Source organism: Streptomyces sp. NPDC006265 (assembly GCF_040613555.1).
Lineage (GTDB): Bacteria > Actinomycetota > Actinomycetes > Streptomycetales > Streptomycetaceae > Streptomyces.
Genome location: NZ_JBEXSH010000072.1, coordinates 1 through 18427, shown reverse-complemented (window position 1 = coordinate 18427; position 18427 = coordinate 1). Strand labels below are relative to the sequence as shown.

At 73.4% G+C, this 18427-nt stretch carries 16 protein-coding genes and 2 pseudogenes; 14 read left to right on the top strand and 4 right to left on the bottom strand.

The window, feature by feature from the left end:
- A pseudogene (locus ABZ281_RS09270) lies at positions 1-589 on the top strand (hypothetical protein); the annotation flags it as partial.
- A gap of 14 nt (positions 590-603) precedes the next feature.
- On the opposite strand, the gene ABZ281_RS09265 reads toward ABZ281_RS09270, so the two are convergent.
- Together ABZ281_RS09265 and ABZ281_RS09260 are read right to left on the bottom strand one after the other, a co-directional pair.
- On the bottom strand, positions 604-1854 hold the full coding sequence (locus ABZ281_RS09265; RefSeq protein WP_356653665.1) for a helix-turn-helix domain-containing protein: 1251 nt from the start codon (positions 1852-1854) through the stop codon (positions 604-606).
- Between the two features lie 2 nt (positions 1855-1856).
- A complete protein-coding gene (locus ABZ281_RS09260) occupies positions 1857-2009 on the bottom strand; it encodes a hypothetical protein (RefSeq protein WP_298572590.1) in 153 nt (50 codons plus the stop codon).
- Between the two features lie 215 nt (positions 2010-2224).
- Between ABZ281_RS09260 and ABZ281_RS09255 the strand changes: the two genes are divergently transcribed.
- From ABZ281_RS09255 to ABZ281_RS09210, 10 genes are all read left to right on the top strand, one after another.
- Positions 2225-3220: a DUF3068 domain-containing protein gene (locus ABZ281_RS09255; RefSeq protein ID WP_356653663.1), complete on the top strand. Its 996-nt coding sequence runs from the start codon at positions 2225-2227 to the stop codon at positions 3218-3220.
- Positions 3221-3429: 209 nt separating this feature from the next.
- The gene (locus ABZ281_RS09250) at positions 3430-4614 is read left to right on the top strand and encodes a glycosyltransferase family 4 protein (protein ID WP_356653661.1); all 1185 of its coding nucleotides are present in this window, start codon (positions 3430-3432) and stop codon (positions 4612-4614) included.
- Complete coding sequence (locus tag ABZ281_RS09245; RefSeq protein ID WP_356653659.1) at positions 4611-5390, top strand: class I SAM-dependent methyltransferase; 780 nt, start codon at positions 4611-4613, stop codon at positions 5388-5390. Before ABZ281_RS09250 ends, ABZ281_RS09245 begins: the two co-directional genes overlap by 4 nt.
- A complete protein-coding gene (locus ABZ281_RS09240) occupies positions 5387-9562 on the top strand; it encodes an alpha-(1->3)-arabinofuranosyltransferase (protein ID WP_356653657.1) in 4176 nt (1391 codons plus the stop codon). The genes ABZ281_RS09245 and ABZ281_RS09240 overlap by 4 nt, the downstream gene beginning before the upstream one ends.
- Positions 9559-10806 carry a condensation protein gene (locus ABZ281_RS09235; protein WP_356653655.1) on the top strand — a complete coding sequence of 416 codons (1248 nt, stop codon included), beginning with the start codon at positions 9559-9561 and terminating at the stop codon, positions 10804-10806. Before ABZ281_RS09240 ends, ABZ281_RS09235 begins: the two co-directional genes overlap by 4 nt.
- Positions 10803-11549 (top strand): class I SAM-dependent methyltransferase, encoded by a 747-nt coding sequence (locus tag ABZ281_RS09230; protein ID WP_356653653.1) that lies wholly within the window; start codon positions 10803-10805, stop codon positions 11547-11549. Before ABZ281_RS09235 ends, ABZ281_RS09230 begins: the two co-directional genes overlap by 4 nt.
- A gap of 15 nt (positions 11550-11564) precedes the next feature.
- Positions 11565-12470, top strand: a complete 906-nt coding sequence (locus ABZ281_RS09225) for a hypothetical protein (protein WP_356653669.1) — start codon at positions 11565-11567, stop codon at positions 12468-12470.
- Positions 12467-12688, top strand: coding sequence for a Trm112 family protein (locus ABZ281_RS09220; RefSeq protein ID WP_175432374.1), 222 nt, complete (start codon positions 12467-12469; stop codon positions 12686-12688). Before ABZ281_RS09225 ends, ABZ281_RS09220 begins: the two co-directional genes overlap by 4 nt.
- On the top strand, positions 12685-13512 hold the full coding sequence (locus ABZ281_RS09215) for an FkbM family methyltransferase (protein WP_356653651.1): 828 nt from the start codon (positions 12685-12687) through the stop codon (positions 13510-13512). The genes ABZ281_RS09220 and ABZ281_RS09215 overlap by 4 nt, the downstream gene beginning before the upstream one ends.
- Positions 13478-14086 (top strand): hypothetical protein, encoded by a 609-nt coding sequence (locus tag ABZ281_RS09210; RefSeq protein WP_356653649.1) that lies wholly within the window; start codon positions 13478-13480, stop codon positions 14084-14086. The genes ABZ281_RS09215 and ABZ281_RS09210 overlap by 35 nt, the downstream gene beginning before the upstream one ends.
- 252 nt (positions 14087-14338) lie before the next feature.
- Here ABZ281_RS09210 and ABZ281_RS09205 read toward each other — a convergent pair whose 3' ends face one another.
- Positions 14339-14896 carry an MFS transporter gene (locus ABZ281_RS09205; protein WP_356653647.1) on the bottom strand — a complete coding sequence of 186 codons (558 nt, stop codon included), beginning with the start codon at positions 14894-14896 and terminating at the stop codon, positions 14339-14341.
- A 137-nt stretch (positions 14897-15033) separates the two neighbouring features.
- Entirely contained in the window at positions 15034-15903 is an 870-nt protein-coding gene (locus ABZ281_RS09200; protein ID WP_356653667.1) for a hypothetical protein, read from the bottom strand.
- 150 nt (positions 15904-16053) lie between these two features.
- Between ABZ281_RS09200 and ABZ281_RS09195 the strand changes: the two are divergent.
- The 3 genes and pseudogenes from ABZ281_RS09195 to ABZ281_RS09185 all read left to right on the top strand — a co-directional run.
- Positions 16054-16540: pseudogene (locus ABZ281_RS09195) on the top strand (hypothetical protein); the annotation flags it as partial.
- A 58-nt stretch (positions 16541-16598) separates the two neighbouring features.
- Positions 16599-18056, top strand: a complete 1458-nt coding sequence (locus ABZ281_RS09190) for an acyl-CoA synthetase (protein WP_356653645.1) — start codon at positions 16599-16601, stop codon at positions 18054-18056.
- Positions 18049-18427 (top strand): carboxyl transferase domain-containing protein (locus ABZ281_RS09185; RefSeq protein WP_356653644.1); only part of this gene is annotated, 379 nt, incomplete at its 3' end. The genes ABZ281_RS09190 and ABZ281_RS09185, both read left to right, overlap by 8 nt.

Below are 18427 nucleotides of genomic sequence, written 5' to 3'. Positions count from 1 at the left end.
GCTCATCCGGCAGGTGTGCCTGCGGCTCGGGGGCGAGCTCGGGCAGAAGGTGCTGCCCGCCCAGCGTTCCCGGCGCGGCACCGACCCCGGGGCCCGCCGCGCCCGGCTGGCGGACCAACTGTGCCTGGAGGGCAGACTCCAGGCGGAGTTGCGAGTCGAGGGGGCGCCCGGGCTGCTCTCCATCAGCGCCGATCTGCGAACCGCCAGGCTGCGCACGTCCGTGGAGATCCCGGCGCCCGAGCAGGGTTATCCGCTGACCTGGGCCAAGCGCCTGATCCGTCGTCTCGCCGAGGCGCCGGCGGACCTGCACGTCGAGACTCTGGTGGAGCGCGAGGCGGGCGGACCGCGGGGCACACTGGAGCGGTTGCGTCCCGAACCTGGCGATCTGCTGCCGAAAGACAGCTCGACCCGCATCACCGGTTTCCGGCTGTCACTCTTCAAGGGCATGGGAAGCGGCCGCGGCAGCGCGGAGGCCGGATTCATCCGGAGCGTCGACGACGCCGTGCACCGCTTCCACACCTCGGTGGTGGCCCACTTGGACGCTCCCGCCTCCGGGCGCGCGGCAGCGAAGGAGCGGGCCGCGGTGTGACGTGAGGGCGGTGCTCACCGGGCACGCCGCCCCCGCGCCATCCCCAGCTCCCCCCGCAACCGCTGTGCTCGCAGCACCAGTTCCAGTTCGAAGCGGCGGTCGGGATCGTCGATCTCGTCGCCCCACAGTTCGCGGATCTGGCGCAGGCGGTAGCGGACCGTCTGGGGGTGGACGCCGAGGCGGGTGGCGACCTCGGGGGCGCCGCCGCGGGTCTCCAGCCAGGCCAGGAGGGTCTCGGCGAGGCGGCGGCCATGGGTGGGGCCGCAGTGGGTCAGGGGGGCCAGGCACCTCAGGGCCAGGTCGTCGATGAGTTCCTCGGGCTGGAGGAGGACCAGGGCCTCGGTGTGTTCGGTGCAGTAGAGGACCTCGCCGGAGGGGAGGACGCCGCGTTCCATCAGACGGACCGCCGCCTCCGCCCAGCGCAGCGACTTCGCCGCGTCGGTGAGCGGCACCGGCGGGCCGATCGCGCCGGACCAGCCGGCCAGGGCCCGGTGCATGAGCTCGGGGCGGCCCGCCGCGTCCGGCTCGGGCACGACCATGCGGGGCTGCTCGTACTCCATGTCGAGCAGGACGCCCTGGCCGACCGCGGGGGCCATCGCCTCCCGGGCGGGGCGCAGCAGCACGCCGACCGCGACCTTCGCCGGTAAGGGCCACCCGATACGGGCGGCGCGTTCGGTGAGGGCCTCGGCGGGGTCGCCGCGGTGGTGCTCGGCGAGGAGCAGCTCCATCAGTCGGCGTTGCAGGCGCAGGCGTTCGCCGGCCTGGCGGGCCGCGGCCTCGGCGTAGCCGCGTACGGACTGGTCGACCAGCCCGTCCAGGTACTCGTAGCCCGCGTCGACGAGTTCGTACATCGCCGGGGGCGGGATCTCCACGCGCTGGCCGATGTCGGCGAAGCGGCGCCAGGCCAGGCGTACGCCCATGCGGTAGATGGCCTGGAGGGAGTCGAGGGAGCGGCCGTCTCTGCCCTCGCCGCGGCCGAAGTCCTGGAAGACGCCCGGCGGGACGGTCGGGCGTCCCTCCGAGTGCTCCAGGTGCTGCACGAACACCTCGATGGCACGGCGGATGCCGACCAGGGCCATCGGCTCGCCGGAGTCGTCGAGGACGACGGGCAGATGCGGGTACTCGCGCTGGATCTCGCAGAGGATCTCCTCGGCGAGCGCGGGCGCCTCGGCCATGGCGATCGCGGCGAACCGGCGTACCTGGAAGCGCGGTACGTCGTGCCAGGCCGAGCGCGTCGTGACGGCTGCGGTGCGGGCGGCCGTCACCGTCAACTCCCCTGGCCGGCTCGCTCGTACGTGATCAGAGGGGTGTTCGGCTGGTCGGGTGTGGCTTCGAGCAGTGCCACCACGCCCAGCGCGGCGCCCACGGCGAGGGCGGCGGCGAGCGCGACGGTCAGTGCGGCAGCGAGCAGTCTGGACATCGCAGGGTCAGCCTCTCTGTCCGGATTCGTCCGGAGATCATCCGGAGGTTGTCCCCACCCCGGCATCCCGTCCCTGCCCGTCGCGCCCAGTCTCGACAAGCATTGACACCCCGTCAAGAGCGGCCTACGGTTCCCGGCCCAACCGCACGCGCCGTTTCCCCCGCCGTGTCGGCCCCCTCGTACGTCGAGCCGTCCCAAGCCACTGGAGTGCCCGGATGCGCCGTACAACCTCTCCCTTTTCGCTGGTCCTGCTGGGTCTCGGCACGTTCCTGCTGGTGCTGGCGCCCCTGCTCGCCTGGTACGTGGAGCCGCGTGCCGCGGTGAACCCGATCGACATCGACACCACCGCCGTCTACACCGGCCGGGGCAGCGTCTTCGACACTGACCGGATCGAGACGGTGCCCGACCGGACGATCACCGTGACCCAGCGGGTGCGAGGCAACGTCGAGGACAGCGAACGCAGCGGCAACACCGTCTGGGACGTGACGACGACGGTCGACACAGACACGTCGCTGCCGGCCGCCGATCCGCACGACGCGCTGGATTTCGTGCCGCACCGCTGGGTGATGGACCGCGAGACCACGCGGCCGGTGCACTGCTGCGGGGAGAAGCCGTACATCGAGGGCGAGGCGTATCTGAAGTTCCCCTTCGACGTGCAGAAACGCTCCTACCAGTGGTGGGACAACACCCTCGGCGACACGGTGGTGCTGCGCTACCGCGGCACCGCGAAGGTCCAGGGCTACACCGGCTACAAGTTCACCGGCTCCGTGCCGCCGACGAAGACCGGCACGCGTATGGTGCCCGGCAGCCTCGTCGACCAGCCGAACCGGTCTCAGGTACTGGCCGAGGAGTGGTACTCCAACCACGGCTTCGAGCTGGTCGTGGACCAGGCGACGGGCCGCGTGATCTACGCGCAGACCGGCCCGAGGCGGACCCTGCGGGCCCCGGGCGGCACGAAGGACGCGGCGGTGCTGCTGGACAGCCGGAAGGTCTCCTTCACGCCCGCGACCCAGAAGGAGGCCGTGCGACAGGCGAAGCGGGACAGCGGGCAGCTGCGGATGGTGGGCACGACACTGCCGATCGGGGCGGCGGTGGGTGGCTTCGTGCTCGCGGTGGTGGGTGGTGTTCTCGTGGCGCGCGGGCGGAAGGAGCCGGAGAGCCCTGTTCCGGCCGATACATCCGGAACGCCCCAGCCCACTCTCACGAAGTGATGTGACGTCAGCTCCAACAAAGCCCGAAATTGTCACGTCGGTGAGTAGCCGTGGCGAACGTCCGGGCGAAAACTGTCCAACCCCACCCCAGCACATCCCGTCCACACTCCCCTCCCAGGAAGAGCTCGGGCTCCCCACGAGCCGACCACTCCGTCCCCCCACGTTTTCCCCACGCTGAGTTCCGCACCCCGAGACGAGTTGGAGCACCCATGCCCCAGCACGTACCGTCCACTCCCCCGCTCTCGGCTGCGCTCGAGCTGGGGGACCCCCACCGCGTCGCGTCCCCCAGCGCGCAGCACCCCCCGGCGCTCCCCCCACATCCGCGCCGGATCGTCTTCCTCGCCCATCGTGATCTGGACAACCCGTCCGCCGGCGGCTCCGAGCTGCTGGTCGACAAGCTCGCCGACGGCCTGACCCGCCTGGGCCACCAGGTGACCCTGCTGTGCGGGGGACCCGCGGCCTTCCGCGACTACCGGGTCGTGTCGGCGGGCGGCCCCTACGGGCACTACCTGCGCGCACGGTCGGCCTTCACCCGCCGGGTCGGCGACTGCGACCTGCTGGTCGAGGTGTGCAACGGCATGCCGTATCTGGCGCCGCTGTGGCATCAGGGGCCCACGCTGACCCTGGTCAACCACGTCCACACCGACCTGTGGAAGATGCGCTTCGGCGGGCCGCTGGCACCGGCGGCGCGGATCGGCCGAAGACTCGAGCACTGGGCACTGACCGGGGCGCAGCAGCGGAACCTGCTCGTCGCCGTGTCCTCCTCGACCGCCCACGCGCTGCGCGCGATCGGGGTGGAACGGGACCGGATCACGGTCGTGCACAACGGGGTCGAGGAGCCGGGCCCGCGGGCCGACCGCTCGGCCGAGCCGCTGTTCGTCGCCGTCGGGCGGCTGGTCGAGTACAAGCGGATCGATCTGCTGCTGCGGCTCTGGGAGCGGGTGCGGCCGGTGACCGGCGGCCGGCTGGTGATCGTCGGTGACGGGCCCGAGCGAGAACGTCTGGAGCGGCTCGCCGGTCCCGGTGTGGAGTTCACCGGGTATGTGACGGAAGCCGAGAAACACCGGCTGCTGTGCGCGGCCTGGCTGCTGCTGCACCCCTCCGCCGTGGAGGGGTGGGGCCTGGTCGTGACGGAGGCCGCAGCCCGCGAGACGCCGAGTGTGGCCTTCGACGTGCCGGGACTGAAGGACTCCGTGGTGGACGGGGAGACCGGCGTTCTCGCGCGCGGTGAGTCCTCGTTCGCCGCGGCCTGGTGCGCACTCACCCTGTCCGGGCGGCAGCGGGAGCTGATGGGCAAGGCGGCCCGGGAGCGGGCGGCCCGGTTCCGGTGGGACCGTACGGTCCGGCAGTTCAGGGCGGTCGCCACGGAGGCGGTGAAGGGCTGGGCCCCGTGACATCGCCCCTGCGCAGCCGCCCATGGGACGGCACGTCCGTGCGCCCCGCCTGGAAGGATCCGTCGCTCCGGCGCTCGGTCGCCCTGTTCCGCGCCTTCCTTCACGAGCAGGACGATCCCGAGGCCTGTTACTCGTTGCTCGCACGCGACGCCGTCGACCAGGTCGAGGCATACGACGGGCCCGTCGCCGGGCGTACCGTCCTCGATGTCGGCGGCGGCAGCGGGTACTTCACCGAGGAGTTCAGGCGCCGCGGGGCGAATGCGTTCCTCTTCGAGCCCGACCCGTCAGAACTCGGCGGGGAGCCGCACGCCGCTGCCGTCGTCGCCGACGGGTACCTGCTGCCCCTGCGGGACGGCGCCGCGGACGTCACCTTCTCCTCCAACGTGCTGGAGCACGTGGCCGATCCGGAGACGTTCCTCAGCGAGCTGGCCCGGGTGACGCGGCCCGGTGGGCTGATCTACGTGTCGTTCACCAACTGGCTGTCGCCGTGGGGCGGGCACGAATGGGCCCCCTGGCACTACTTCGGTGCCGGGCGGGCCCGGGCCCGCTACCAGCGGCGGACCGGCAAGCCCGCCAAGCACACGCTCGGCGAGAACCTGTTCGCGGTGCACATCGGCTCCACCCTGCGGCAGGTGCGTGCCCGGGACGACGTCACGGTCGTCTCGGCCCGCTCCCGCTACTGGCCGTTCCTCGCGGAGAGCGTCGTCAAGGCGCCCGGCATCCGCGAGTTCGCCACCTGGAACCTCCTCCTCATTCTGCGGCGGTGTCCCCCATGACGACCACGGTCCAGGCTCCTCCCCCGGCAGCCGTCCCCACCACCGCGACCGCCGCGGGCCCGCCCGACGGCCCGCGGTCGCGGCGCTGGCTGCTCGGTTTCTGGGCCGTGGTGTTCGTGCTGTTCCTCGCGGTGCGGCCGGGGCGGCAGACCTTCGACACCAAGCTCGGTGTCACGGTCGATCCGGGGCAGTTCCTCGCCGATCTGGGCCAGTTGTGGCACGACCGGGCCGGATTCGGCGGGATCCAGGACCAGTACGTGGGCTACCTGTGGCCGATGCTGCCGTTCTACTGGCTGTGCGATGTCGTACGGCTGCCGGTGTGGCTGGCGGAGCGGCTGTGGCTGTCGCTGATCGTGTCCGTCGCCTTCTGGGGAGCGTTGCGGCTGGCCGAGCGACTGCGGGTGGGGAGCGGGGCGTCCCGGCTGCTCGGCGCGGTGGCGTACGCGCTGTGGCCGGTGTTCACGACCGTCATCGGGTCGACGTCGGCCGCGGCGCTGCCCGGCGCGTTCCTGCCGTGGGTGCTGCTGCCGCTGACGAACGAGCGGTACACCGCCCGGGTCGCGGCCCTGCGGTCGGCGCTGCTCGTGCCGTTCATGGGCGGGGTGAACGCGTCGGCGACGCTGGCCTCCCTGCTGCCGGTCGGGCTGTATCTGCTGTCCCGGCCGCCCGGGCCCCGGCAGCGCAAGCTGATCGTCTGGTGGGCCCCGGCCGTGATCGTGGTGACCGCCTGGTGGTGGGTGCCGCTGCTGCTGCTCGGGGTCTACGGCGAGAACTTCCTCCCCTATATAGAGACCGCGCAGACGACCACGGACACCATGTCGGCGACCGAGGCGCTGCGCGGCGCCGGGAACTGGGTCGCCTATCTGCACCTCGGTGACGCGTGGCTGCCGGCCGGCTGGGCCGTGGCCTCCTCCCTCGTCGTGATCATCTGCTCCGCCCTCGCGGCCGGACTCGGGCTCGCCGGACTCGCCCGGCGGGACATGCCCGAGCGGCGGTGGCTGGTGCTGACGGTGCTCGCGGCGGTGCTGGTGCTGCTCGCCGGGTACGGCGGGGCGTTCGGGGCGCCGTTCCACGGGATCGTGCAGGGCTGGCTGGACGGATGGCTGTCGCCGTTCCGGAACATCTACAAGTTCCAGACCGGTGTGGCGCTGGCGCTCGTACTGGGACTGGCGCATCTGGTGGGTGTGGCCGCCGAGCCGCGCGGAGCCCGGCAGGTGCGCGGCCGGCGCTTCGCCCCCCTGGTCGCGGCCGTGCTGATCCTGCCCGGACTGCTGTGGCCGTACCTCAACGGCTCGATCCTCAACCCGGGTTCGTTCCAGAAGCTCCCCACCTACTGGCAGGCCACGGCCGACTGGCTGGAGAAGTACTCGCCCGACTCGCGTGCCCTGGTGGTCCCGGCGACCGCGCACGGCGTCTACTCCTGGGGCTCCCCCATCGACCAGCCGCTCGACGTGCTCGCCGAGTCGCGGTGGGCGCAACGCGACTACGTGCCGTTCGGCACACCCGGCAACCGGCGCGCGATGGACGCCGTCGAGCAGGCCCTGCTGTCCGGCTCCCACGTGCCGGGCCTCGCCGACTACTTGAGCCGGGCCGGGCTGTACTACGTCGTCGTCCGCAACGACCTCGACCCCGACCAGATCGGCCATGTGCCCACCGCGACCGTCAAGCGCACCCTCGAACAGTCGGGGTACGAGCGGGTGACGGGCCTCGGGCCGGTGATGACCGGCGGCCGGATCGCGCAGGACGCGCCGCTCCAGGTCGAGGGGCTGTACCCGCGGCAGCGGGCCGTGGAGATCTACCGGCCCACGGGTGAGGACGTGATCCGGCCCGGGCAGGCCGGGCTCGCCCCGGTCGCCGACACGGCCGTGGTGTCCGGCGGGCCGGAGGCGCTGCTGCCGCTGGCGGAGCGGCTGCGCGGGCGGGCGACCGTCCTGACCGGCGACAACCACCCGGGGCTCGGCACCCCGGCCGTGCAGGTGGTGGGCGACGGGCTGCGACGGGCGGACACCCGGTTCGGGCTGGTCAACGCCGGTACGTCGTACACGTACACGCGCGACGAGCGCAATGCGCCGGACGCCCTTCAGGACGCGGGCGAGAAGCCGCGCCAGATCCTGCCCGCCGAGGGCGCCCGTCACCAGACCGTGGCCGAACTGCGCGGCGCCCGGTCGGTGTCGGCGTCCTCGTACGGCAACTGGCTGTTCCACCTCCCGCAGTACGACCCGGTGAACGCCTTCGACGGTAACCCGGACACCGCGTGGGCGGAGGGTGCGCCGGACACGCCGGACGGACAGTGGCTGCGCATCGGCTTCACCGGCTCCTACGACATGCCGTCCTCCTTCAAGGTCACGCCGCTGCCGCAGGAGAGCGTGCGCGCGGCGGCGACGAAGGTCCGGGTGGAGACCGAGAAGGGTTCCAGGACGAGCTTCCTCCAGCCGAACGGCATGACCCAGCGGCTCAAGGCCCCCGAGGGCGCGACGGGTTGGATGAAGCTGACGATCGTGGACTCCGTGGAGCGCCGGGCCGGTCTGACCGGCGCGGGCTTCTCCGAGATCGACCTGCCGGACGTGCAGGTGACCCGCCTGCTGCGGCTCCCGGCGGACGCCGAGGACGCCACGTCGCCCGCGACCGTGGTCTTGCTGCACCGCGCCTCCGACCCGACCGGTCTCTCCGCGACCGGCACCGAGGCCGGACTGCACCGCCGCTTCACCACCCCGGCCGCCGGGACGTACGAGGTGAAGGCGAGCGCGGTGCCGGTGCCCGGCGAGGAATTCGACGAGTTGCTCTACGAGGTCGCGCCCGAGCAGCAGGCCCGCATCGTCGCCACCGCAGACTCCACGGCGAGCCTCGGCGCCGGCCTCGCGGCACGCAACCTCACCGACGGCGACCTGACGACGGCGTGGGTCGCGGGCGACCGGCCGACGATCCACCTGCGCTGGGAGGGCAAGCAGCCGGTCGGCGAACTGGTCCTGGCCCCCGCGGGCGGCCTGTCCGCCCGGGCCTCCGAGGTGCACATCAGCTCCCCCGACGGCGCGGCCATCGCCGGCGCCGACGAGAACGGCTGGGTGCGCTTCCCGCCGATCACCACCGACCGGCTCGACATCACCATCACCGAGACGGCCCCGCTGACCCTGCACAACCCGGTCGCCGACGAGGACCTGCGCCTCCCGGTGGGTCTCACGGAGGCCTACCTGCCCTCCCTCGACGAGTACCGCACCCCGCAGCCGGACGGCGCCCGGAAGTTCTCCCTGCCGTGCGGCAAGGGCCCGGTGGTGGCGCTGGACGGCGAGCTGTACCAGACGAGCGCGAAGGGCACCGTGCGGGACCTGGTGGAGCGGCGGGGCGTGCGGGTGACGCTCTGCCAGGACGGCCGGAACGACACCGAGGTGCGACTCTCCTCCGGCGACCACCGGCTGGAGGGCGGAGACTCCGGCCCGCTGGCGCTGACGGACGTGACCCTGACCCGCGGCACGGTCCCCGAGGTCGCGGCGGCCGGGCGCGACCTGCGGATCCGGGACTGGCTGGGCGACCGGCGCGCGGTGACGGTCGGCTCGGGCGCGGCCTCGTACCTCACGACGTACGAGAACTTCAACGACGGCTGGACGGCCACCCTGGACGGCAAGGAGCTGACCCCGGTGCGGCTGGACGGCTGGCAGCAGGGCTGGCGGGTCCCCGCCGGGGCGGGCGGCAACGTGACGCTGTCCTACGAGCCGGCCACGACGTACGACGCCGCCCTGATCGGCAGCGGCGCCGGCATCGCGATCCTGCTGGGCCTGGCGCTGTGGCGCCGCCGCGCCCCCAATCCCGACCCGCCGCAGCCGGTCCCGCCGCTGCCCGGGCTATGGCTCGGCACGGTGGCGCTGACGCTGGTCGGGGTGGTGATCGCGGGCTGGTTCGCGCTGCTGGTCCCGGCGCTGGCACTGCTCGCCGCGCGGCGGCACGCCCTGCTGGTGCCGATCGCCTTCGCCGCCCTGGCCGGTGCCGGGATCGCCGCGGCGTTCGGGGCCGGGGAGCCGGTGGGCGCGGGCGCGGGCGCGTTCGGGCACCTGGCCCAACTGCTGGCGCTGATCGGCCTGTTCGCGGGACTGGTGAGCCTGCGCGAGGGGCCGCCGCCGTCGGAGGCGCCGACGCGACAGCTGCCGAGGACGGACACCGGGGAGGGCAAGCCCGTATGACGGCACGGGTACGCATCCCGTTCCCGGTGGTGGACGAGGTGTCCCGGCACTGCCTCCAGGAGGCGGAGCCGGAGACGGTCCACATCGAGGTCCACCTCCCGGGCCCCCTCGACCACGCGCGGCTGCGCAAGGCGTTCCTGGAGGCGCTGCACCGGCATCCGCGGATCCTGATGCGGGAGGCACGGGGGCCCTGGTACCGGCGGCAGTACGAGTGGGAGCTGACGCCGGAGCCCGATGTGGAGGTGGTGACCTTCGCCCCGCCGGGCCCGCGCGCCCTGCACGACGCCCGGACCCGGGCCCTCACGGACGCCCCGCCGCTGTCGATGTCCCCGCCGATCCGGCTCGAGGTGGTGGACTCGGTCCTGCTGCTCACCATCAACCACACCGCCCTGGACGGCCCGGCGTGCCTGCGCGTCCTGGCCACGGCCGCCGAACTGTACGGGGGCCGGGACAACTCCCCGGCGGCGCCCCCGACCCGCCCGGCCGAGCCCCGGCAGGACGTCCCGGACACCCCTGCCACGTGGTCGCCCCCGGCGCGAGTGGCGCACGGCACCCCCGAGCCCTCCCCCGGCAACGGCCTGCTCGTCACCGAACTCCCCCTCCCGCACCGTCCCAAGGGCTCCCCGTACACCGTCAACGACCAGCTCATGGTCACCACGGCCCTGACCATCGCCCACTGGAACAGGGAGCACGGCGCCCGCCCCCGCCCCCTGCGCATCACGATGCCGGTGGACGACCGCCCCCGCGACACCACGATGCCCATCGGCAACGGCACCCGCCTGGTGGAAGTCCCGTACGCGCCGCGGGAACTGGACGTCACCGGCATGACGGCCCTGCTGCGCCGCACCGCGGAGCGCACCCGTGCCCTGAAGTCCCTCCCCCGCCCCCAACTCGGCCACGGCGCGGCCCTCCTGACCTCCCCCTGGGCGCCCGTCACCGCCCGCGCCGCCCTCACCCGCACCCTGCGCCGGGCCGCCGCGCCCTGGACGTCGACGACCCTGCTCAGCAACATCGGCCGCATCCCCTACCCCCTGGACTTCGGCGAGGAGGCGGGCCGCGCGCACGCGGTCTGGTTCTCGGCGCCGGCCCGGATGCCACGCGGTCTGACCGTGACCACCGCCTCCACGGCCGGCCGCCTCCATCTGGCCCTGCGCTGGTCGAAGGCCTTGCTCAGCCACGGCGACGGCGCCCACCTCCGCGACCTCTTCGAGCACTACCTGCACACCACGGAGGTGACCCCGTGACCGCACCGACCACCACCGGACCCCCGCCCCGCGACCTGCGCGACTTCTACGAGGACCCCGCCGTGCCGGTCGCCTCCGGCAGCCCGCGCAGCCTCCGCCAGGCCCGCATGCTGGCCCGGGCTCTGGGCGGCCCGGCGACCACGGGCCCGCGGACGATCATCGACATCGGCTGCGGGGACGGCACCGCCGCCGCCACCGCCGCCCCGCTCCTGCCCGGCCACCGCGTCATCGGCGTCGACTGGTCCCAGGACGCCCTGCGCCGTGCCCGCACCCGCATCCCGTCCGCGGTGCGCGGCGAACTCACCGGCGGCGGGCTGCCGTTCGCGTCCGGCGCGGCCGACGCCGTGTTGTTCAGCGAAGTCGTCGAGCACCTCGTCGACCCGGACGCGGCACTCGACGAGATCCGGCGGATCCTGCGCCCCGGCGGCCATCTGATGCTGTCCACGCCGAACCTGGCCGCCTGGTACAACCGCGGCCTGCTGCTGGCCGGTGTGCAGCCCGTGTTCTCGGAGGTCAGCCTGCGCGGCATCCACGGCCGCCCGGGCAAGGAGGTCGTGGGGCATCTGCGGCTCTACACCGCCCGCGCGCTGAAGGAGTTCGTCGCCGCGTCCGGGTTCACCGTCGTACGGCTCGAAGGGGCTCCCTTCCACGGCGTACCGCGCCCGCTGCGCCCGCTGGACCGACTGGCCTGCGCCCGGCCGCAGCTCGCGTCGATCCTGCTGCTGCACGCCAGGAGGACGTAGCCCATGTGGTGGGGAGTGGCCGCGGCCCTGCTGGCGAACACCCTCTACAGCCTGGGCTTCGTGCTGGAGAAACGGGCGCTCACCGCCCTGCCCGAGGTGACGATCCGGCAGCCGGCCCGGCTGCTGCGCCTCGTCCTCGGCAGCCCCCTGTGGATCGGTGGGTCCCTCGCCCTCGCGGCCGGCTTCGCCGCGCAGCTCGTCGTCTACCGCACCCTGCCGATCGCCGCCGCCCAGGGCATCTTCGTCTCCGGCCTGGTGCTGCTGGTGCTGCTGTCGGCGCGGCTGCTCGGGGAGGAGACATCGGGCCGGGAGCGGTACGCGCTGGGTGCGATCCTGCTGGCGCTGCTGATGGTGGTGCTGTCGCTGCGGGAAGGGTCGGACACCGTCAGCCAGGACGCGCCCTACCAGCTGATCCTGCTGGTGTGCGTGCCGTCGCTGGCGGCCGGGGTGTGGCTGTACGCCTCCGCCGAGCGGCGCACCCGCAACCGGCATCGGCGGCCGACGACCGGCGTCGAGTACGGCGTCGCCGTGGGCCTGCTGTACGGGGTCAGCTCGCTGGCCATCAAGGGCGTCTCCAGCCGTCTGACGACCCACGGGATCGGCGGGGCGGTGCTGGACCTGCTGAGCTCCCCCTATCCGTATCTGCTGCTGTTCACCGGTGTGTTCGGCCTGGTGATGTCGCAGGCGGCGCTGCAGCGCTGCCGGGCCTCGCTGATCGTGCCGGTGTGCACGACCGTGACCAGTCTGTTCACGGCGGTGCTCGGCACGCTGTCGTTCGGCGAGGCCCTGCCGGACGCGCCGCTGCGGCTCGCGCTGCGGGTGGCGGGCACGGCCCTGGCGGTGGCCGTGCTGCTGACCATGCCCAAGCACGACACCGCTCCCCAACCCTCCCCACCCGCCAAGGAGCTGGCATCCCCATGAAGCCCGACGACCCGCTGCTGAAGATCCTGGCGTGCCCGCTCGACAAGGGGCCGCTGCATCTGCTCGCCGAGGAGGCCGGGCGGGAGGAGGCGCTGTACAACCCGCGTCTGCACCGCCGTTACCCGATCACCGACGGCATTCCGCAGCTGCTGCCGTCCTCGGGCGAGCAGGTGCCGGACGACGAGCACGAGGAACTCCTCAAGAGGATGGCACCGTGACCAGCCTGGCAGCCCGCGTCGCCCCCCTTCTGCCCGCCCGCCTGGTGGCCGCGACGGCCCGGGCGCTCTACCCCCGGTTCGAACCGGAGCTGGCCCGGCTCGCCGAGCTGTGCCCGCCGGACTGCCGTACGGCGGTGGACGTCGGCGGCTGGTACGGGCCCTGGACGCACCGCCTGTCCGGCCTCGTCGAGCAGGTCGTGACGGTGGAGCCGGTGCCGCATCTGGCCCGGCTGCTGACCGCCGCCGCCCCGCCGAACGTCCGCGTGATCCGGGCGGCGGCCTCGGACCGGCCGGGCATCGCCCGCCTGTGGCTGCCGTCGGACGACTCGGGCGACCGGGGCGTATCCTCGCTGGTCCGGCGCGAGATCCACGGCCGGGCGCTGGACGTCCCCTGCGTCACCCTGGACGAGCTGGGCCTGCGCGACGTCGGCTTCGTCAAGATCGACGTGGACGGCAACGAGCCCGCGGTCCTGCGCGGGGCGACGGGCCTGCTGGCCCGCGACCGGCCGGCCCTGTTCGTGGAACTGGAGTCCCGCATCCAGCCGATCGCACCGGTGGTGACGTACCTGTCGCTGCTGGGCTACGACGGCTGGGTGCTGCCCGGCGACACCTGGGTGCCGCTGGCGAAGTTCCCGCTGGAGGACCACCAGGCCCGCGCGTCCTACGTCGTCTCCCACGGCCTGCTCCGCCGCGTCCTGCCCTCCCCGCTCCTGCGGGGCCCGCGCTACGTCAACTCCGTCCTGTTCCTGCCCGACGGCCGCCGCCCCGGCAGGACGCCGGTGGGCGACCATGGGTCCCATGCCCTCCGGAAAGCACCCCGCTAGCCCCTTCACCCCGCTCGACTTCCAGCTGGTGCTGCTGCGCCGCATGGCCGACCACAATCCCGGGCTCGTGGAGGACGCCCGCCATGAGCTGGGGGTGTCGATCGCGGACATGCGCGAGGCGAACAAGCGCTGGCAGGCGATGGTCCGTTCGCCGCGTTCGCGGGCGCCGCTGTCCCGCTACCGCCAGGTGCTGGGCGACCCCGAGTCCCGCACGCCCCGCCGAATCGGCGATCTCGACTGCGAGGCCTGGCTCTGGCCGGTACCCCTCTGGCCCGCTCTGCGCTTCGAGGTGCTGACCGCCCCGAACCGCGCGGTGTGGAACGAGTGGCTGGTCCGCGCCCCCGGCGCCCCGGGGCCGGAGCTGCGCACGCTCGACGATCTCGCCCCCTGGTCCTGCACCGTCGACGAGGCGGCCCGCGCCTTCGCCCCGGCCCGTCCCCTGGAGGGCACGGCTCCGACCCGGTGGGGGCTGGCGTTCACCGCGCCGGACGCGCGGGGGGTACGGCGGGAGACCGTCGCGGAGTTCACCTGGGGGCTGGTGCAGCGGGTGTCGGTCACCGGCCGCCAGGGCTGAGGGGCGCCGACACGTTCATCGGGCGACGAACAGCAGCACGACTCCCCTACGAACATCACCGGACCGCCGCCGCCCATCACCCGCACCGGGCGCCGCTCGGCACGGAAGTCGATCTCCCGCCGGGTTCCGATCTTCGCCCGGCTCGGCTCCCTCCTGTCGTCCACGACAGGCATCACCGTGCCGTCCGGCCCCGGCGAGGTCGGAAACAGCTCGTAGTCGAGGTCTCCGCATGGGCAAGCCGGCAGTCGTCGCTCATTCATCCGTTCTCGTTTCGGACTGCTGTCCCGGGTACGCACCACCACGCGAGGACCGCCGCACCCAGACAGGCGAGGCCCCGATGCCCATGCTGGTCCGGATGCCGGTGCCGTAGTTCGCGGCCGAGGCGAGGAGGCTGCCGCCGAGCGCGACGCCGGTGGCGCTGCCGACCTGGCGGGTGGTGTTGAACAGGGCGGAGGCGGCGCCCGAGTAGGCCGGCGGCGCGGCGCCCATCACGGTGGCGGTCGAGCCGGTGAGGGCGAAGGAGGTGCCGAAGCCCGCGGCCATCATCGGGGCGCCCAGCAGCGCGTAGGCCGGATCGGCGCCCGCCGCGGCCCAGCCGGCCAGCCCCAGGGCGGCCAGGAGCATGCCCGAGATCACCAGCGGCCGGTCGCCGGTACGGCGGGACAGCCGGCCGGACAGCACCGAGGCGAACCTGGTCATCGCCACCGCCGGGAACAGGGCCAGACCGGTGCCGAGGGCGCTGTAGCCGCGCTGGTGCTGGAACTCCAGGCCGGCGGTGAACACCATGCCGTAGAAGCCGAAGTTGAACAACAGGGCCGATGGCGGCGCCGCCGCCCATCGCCCGCGAGCGCAGCAGGCCCAGTGGGAGGGCCGGGGACCGGGAGAGGGCATGGCCCTACCAGTACACCAAGAGCCGCATCGCGGGACGCATGCCCCACCTGGGGTGATCAGCCGGCGGCGTCCAGCACCGCCCGCACGACCCGCGGCAGGGAGTCCGGGTGCAGATCCAGGAACAGGTTCGGCTCGATCAGTTCCAGCTCCATCACGCACGGCTCGCCGTCCGGCCCGGTGACGAGGTCCACGCGCGCGTACAGCAGCTCGGCGTCCACGGGCACGGCGGCCAGCGCCTGCTCGGCGACGGCCAGTTCGGCAGCGGTGGGGTCCCAGCGGCGCAGGTCGGGGTGGGCGACCTTGTCGGCGTCGTACGGCGTGCCCGGCGCGAGGACGGCGCCCTTGACGCCGGCGTGCAGCAGACGTCCGCCGAAGAACTGCAGGGCCCTCTCGCCGTGCGTGTCGATGCTGCTCAGGTAGGGCTGCACCATGACGGTGAACCCCTCGGCGTGCATGCGCTCGACCTGCCGTACGGCGGTGTCCCGCTCCCCGGCCGGGTAGCGGGCGGCGTACCGGGCGCCGGCCCCTGAGGCGGGCTTCACGACGAACTCGCGGTCGGCGGGCAGCTCGACGGCGTCGCCGGGCGCGAAGTACCGGGTGGGCACGGTGGGCACTCCGGCCTCGGCGAGCTGCCCGAGGTAGCGCTTGTCGGCGTTCCACCGCACGACACCGAGCGGGTTGGCGAGCCGCGTCGCCTTCCCGCACCGCTCGGCCCACGCCGTGAACTCCTCGGCGCGCCAGCTGTAGTCCCAGGTGGAGCGGATCAGGGCGAGGTCGAAGGCGGCCCAGTCGACGTCGGGGTCGTCCCAGAAGACGACGACGGGCTCGGCCCCGGCCTCCCGCAGCGCGTCCGCCAGCACCGGCAGATCCTTGTCCTTGCTCACCTCGCCACCGGGGTTGTAGGTGACGAGCGCGATGCGCAGGATCCCAGCCACGGCGACTCCGTTCTCGGGCAAACGATCGACTCCGGAGCAGGCTAACAATTGCCACCGGAACCGCGTACCCCCGTTGACCTTCACCTTTGCTGGCTGCTCCGCTCCCCGCAGGTAGGAAATTCAGGACGATGCCGCCCGCCCCTCCTGGCCCTGGCCGTCGCCGTTCTCGTCCTCGGCCTGGACGCGGGCCTGACAGCCATCGCCCTCGCCGGCCTCCTCATCTGCGGCGTCCTCACCTACGTCGGCGTCCTCGACGAGATGGGCACCATCACCTGGGCCGGCGAGGGCGTCGGCGGCATCGGCGTCCCCCTCCTCGCGGCCGTCCTGCTCTGCTACATCGGCGCCCTGGTCTCCGCGTTCGCCTCCTCCGTGGGGATCACGGCGCTCTGACCCCCCTGGCCGTGCCGTTCCTGGAGCGGGGCGAGATCGGCGCGGTCGGCATGATCGCCGTGTCGGCGACCGTCGTGGACGTGAGCCGTTCTCCACGAGCGGCGCACGCGTCCTGGCCGCCGCCCCGGATGTGGACCGCGAGCGTTTCTTCCGGCAGCTGATGGTGTACGGAGGGATTGTGGTGGCGGTCGTACCGGCGGCGGTCTGGCTGGTGATGGTCGTCCCCGGCTGGGGATGACCCGAGCCGGTCCACCGCCCACGGACAACAGCAGGCAACAGTCAAGGAGATGTGACGCGTGCCCCCTCTCTTCCCGGCCCTGACCGACAGCCCTGCCGACATCCCGGCCGACCGCCCGGCCCTCCGGTTCGGCGAGCGCTCCCTCACCTACGCGCAGCTCGCCGCCGCGGCCGGAGCGCTCACGGGCCGCATCGGCGCTGCCACCCGGGTCGCCGTCTGGGCGACGCCCACGATGGAGACGGCCGTCGCCGTGGTCGCCGCGCTCCTGGCCGGAGTCCCGGCCGTGCCGCTCAACCCCAAGTCCGGCGAGAGGGAACTCGGGCACATCCTGTCCGACAGCGCCCCCGAGCTCGTGCTCACCGCTCCCGACGACCTGCTCCCCGCGCCCCTGCGGGACCTCACCCGCGTCGACGTCGACGTACGCGCGACCGGCCCGGTCCCCGAGGACCGCGCCGCGGACGAGGATCCGGCCCTGGTCGTCTACACCTCCGGCACCACCGGTCCGCCCAAGGGCGCCGTCATCCCGCGCCGGGCCGTCGCGAGCACCCTGGACGCGCTGGCCGACGCCTGGCAGTGGACCGGCGACGACGTCCTCGTCCACGGACTGCCGCTGTTCCACGTGCACGGCCTGGTCCTGGGCACCCTCGGCCCGCTGCGGCGCGGCGGATCGGTGCGGCACCTGGGCCGCTTCAGCACCCAGGGCGTCGCCCGCGAGCTGAACGGCGGCGCGACCATGCTGTTCGGCGTGCCGACGATGTACCACCGCATCGCCGAGGCCGTGGCGAGCGACCCGGACCTGGTGAAGGCGCTGACCGGGGCCCGGCTGCTGGTCTCCGGATCCGCCGCGCTGCCCGTGCACGACCACGGCCGGATCGCGACCGCGACCGGGCGGCGGGTGATCGAGCGGTACGGCATGACGGAGACGCTGATGAACACCAGCGTCCGTGCCGACGGCGAGGCCCGCCCGGGCACGGTCGGCGTGCCGCTGCCGGGCGTGGAGCTGCGGCTGGTCGAGGAGGACGGCTCGGAGGTCACCGCGTACGACGGGGAGACGGTGGGCGAGATCCAGGTGCGCGGGCCGAACCTGTTCACCGAGTACCTCAACCGCCCCGAGGCGACCGCCGCCGCGTTCACCACCGACGGCTGGTTCCGCACGGGCGACATGGCGGTGCGCGACCCCGACGGCTATGTCCGGATCGTCGGCCGCAAGGCCACCGACCTGATCAAGAGCGGCGGTTACAAGATCGGGGCCGGTGAGATCGAGAACGCGCTCCTCGAACACCCCGGGGTGCGGGAGGCGGCCGTCACCGGGGAGCCGGACGCCGACCTGGGCGAGCGGATCGTGGCGTGGATCGTGCCGGCGGATCGCCAGTCGCCGCCCGCGCTGGAGGAGTTGGCGGACCATGTGGCGCAGCGGCTCGCGCCGCACAAGCGGCCGCGGGTCGTGCACCACCTGGACGCGCTGCCCCGCAACGACATGGGGAAGATCATGAAGCGAGCGCTGGCCCATGGCTGAGCGTCTCTCCGCGCGCGAGGTCCTCACCGCCCTCGCCGACGACGCCACCCTCGCCGAACTCCCCGCCCCGACACGGCAGTCGCGGCCCGACGGCCCGCTCGCCTGGCCGGGCTACGACGACTCCCGCGCTCGTGCCGCCGAACGCACCGGCGAGCAGGAGTCCGTGGTCTGCGGCACCGCCCGCGTCGGCGGCATTCGGGCCGTGCTGATCGCGTTCGAGTTCGGCTTCCTCGGCGGCTCCCTGGGCGAGCGCACCGGCGACCGGCTGGAGGCGGCGTACGCGTACGCCCGCGAACGGCGCTTTCCCGTGGTTCCCCTGGTGGCGACGGGCGGCAGCCGTATGCAGGAGGGCATGCTCGCGCTGACCCAAC

Coding starts and splice junctions, on each gene's coding strand:
- ABZ281_RS09210 (WP_356653649.1), top strand. CDS start 13,478: ATGGGTCCCATGCCCTCCGGAAAGCACCCCGCTAGCCCCTTCACCCCG.
- ABZ281_RS09260 (WP_298572590.1), bottom strand. CDS start 2,009: ATGTCCAGACTGCTCGCTGCCGCACTGACCGTCGCGCTCGCCGCCGCC.
- ABZ281_RS09250 (WP_356653661.1), top strand. CDS start 3,430: ATGCCCCAGCACGTACCGTCCACTCCCCCGCTCTCGGCTGCGCTCGAG.
- ABZ281_RS09255 (WP_356653663.1), top strand. CDS start 2,225: ATGCGCCGTACAACCTCTCCCTTTTCGCTGGTCCTGCTGGGTCTCGGC.
- ABZ281_RS09220 (WP_175432374.1), top strand. CDS start 12,467: ATGAAGCCCGACGACCCGCTGCTGAAGATCCTGGCGTGCCCGCTCGAC.
- ABZ281_RS09240 (WP_356653657.1), top strand. CDS start 5,387: ATGACGACCACGGTCCAGGCTCCTCCCCCGGCAGCCGTCCCCACCACC.
- ABZ281_RS09235 (WP_356653655.1), top strand. CDS start 9,559: ATGACGGCACGGGTACGCATCCCGTTCCCGGTGGTGGACGAGGTGTCC.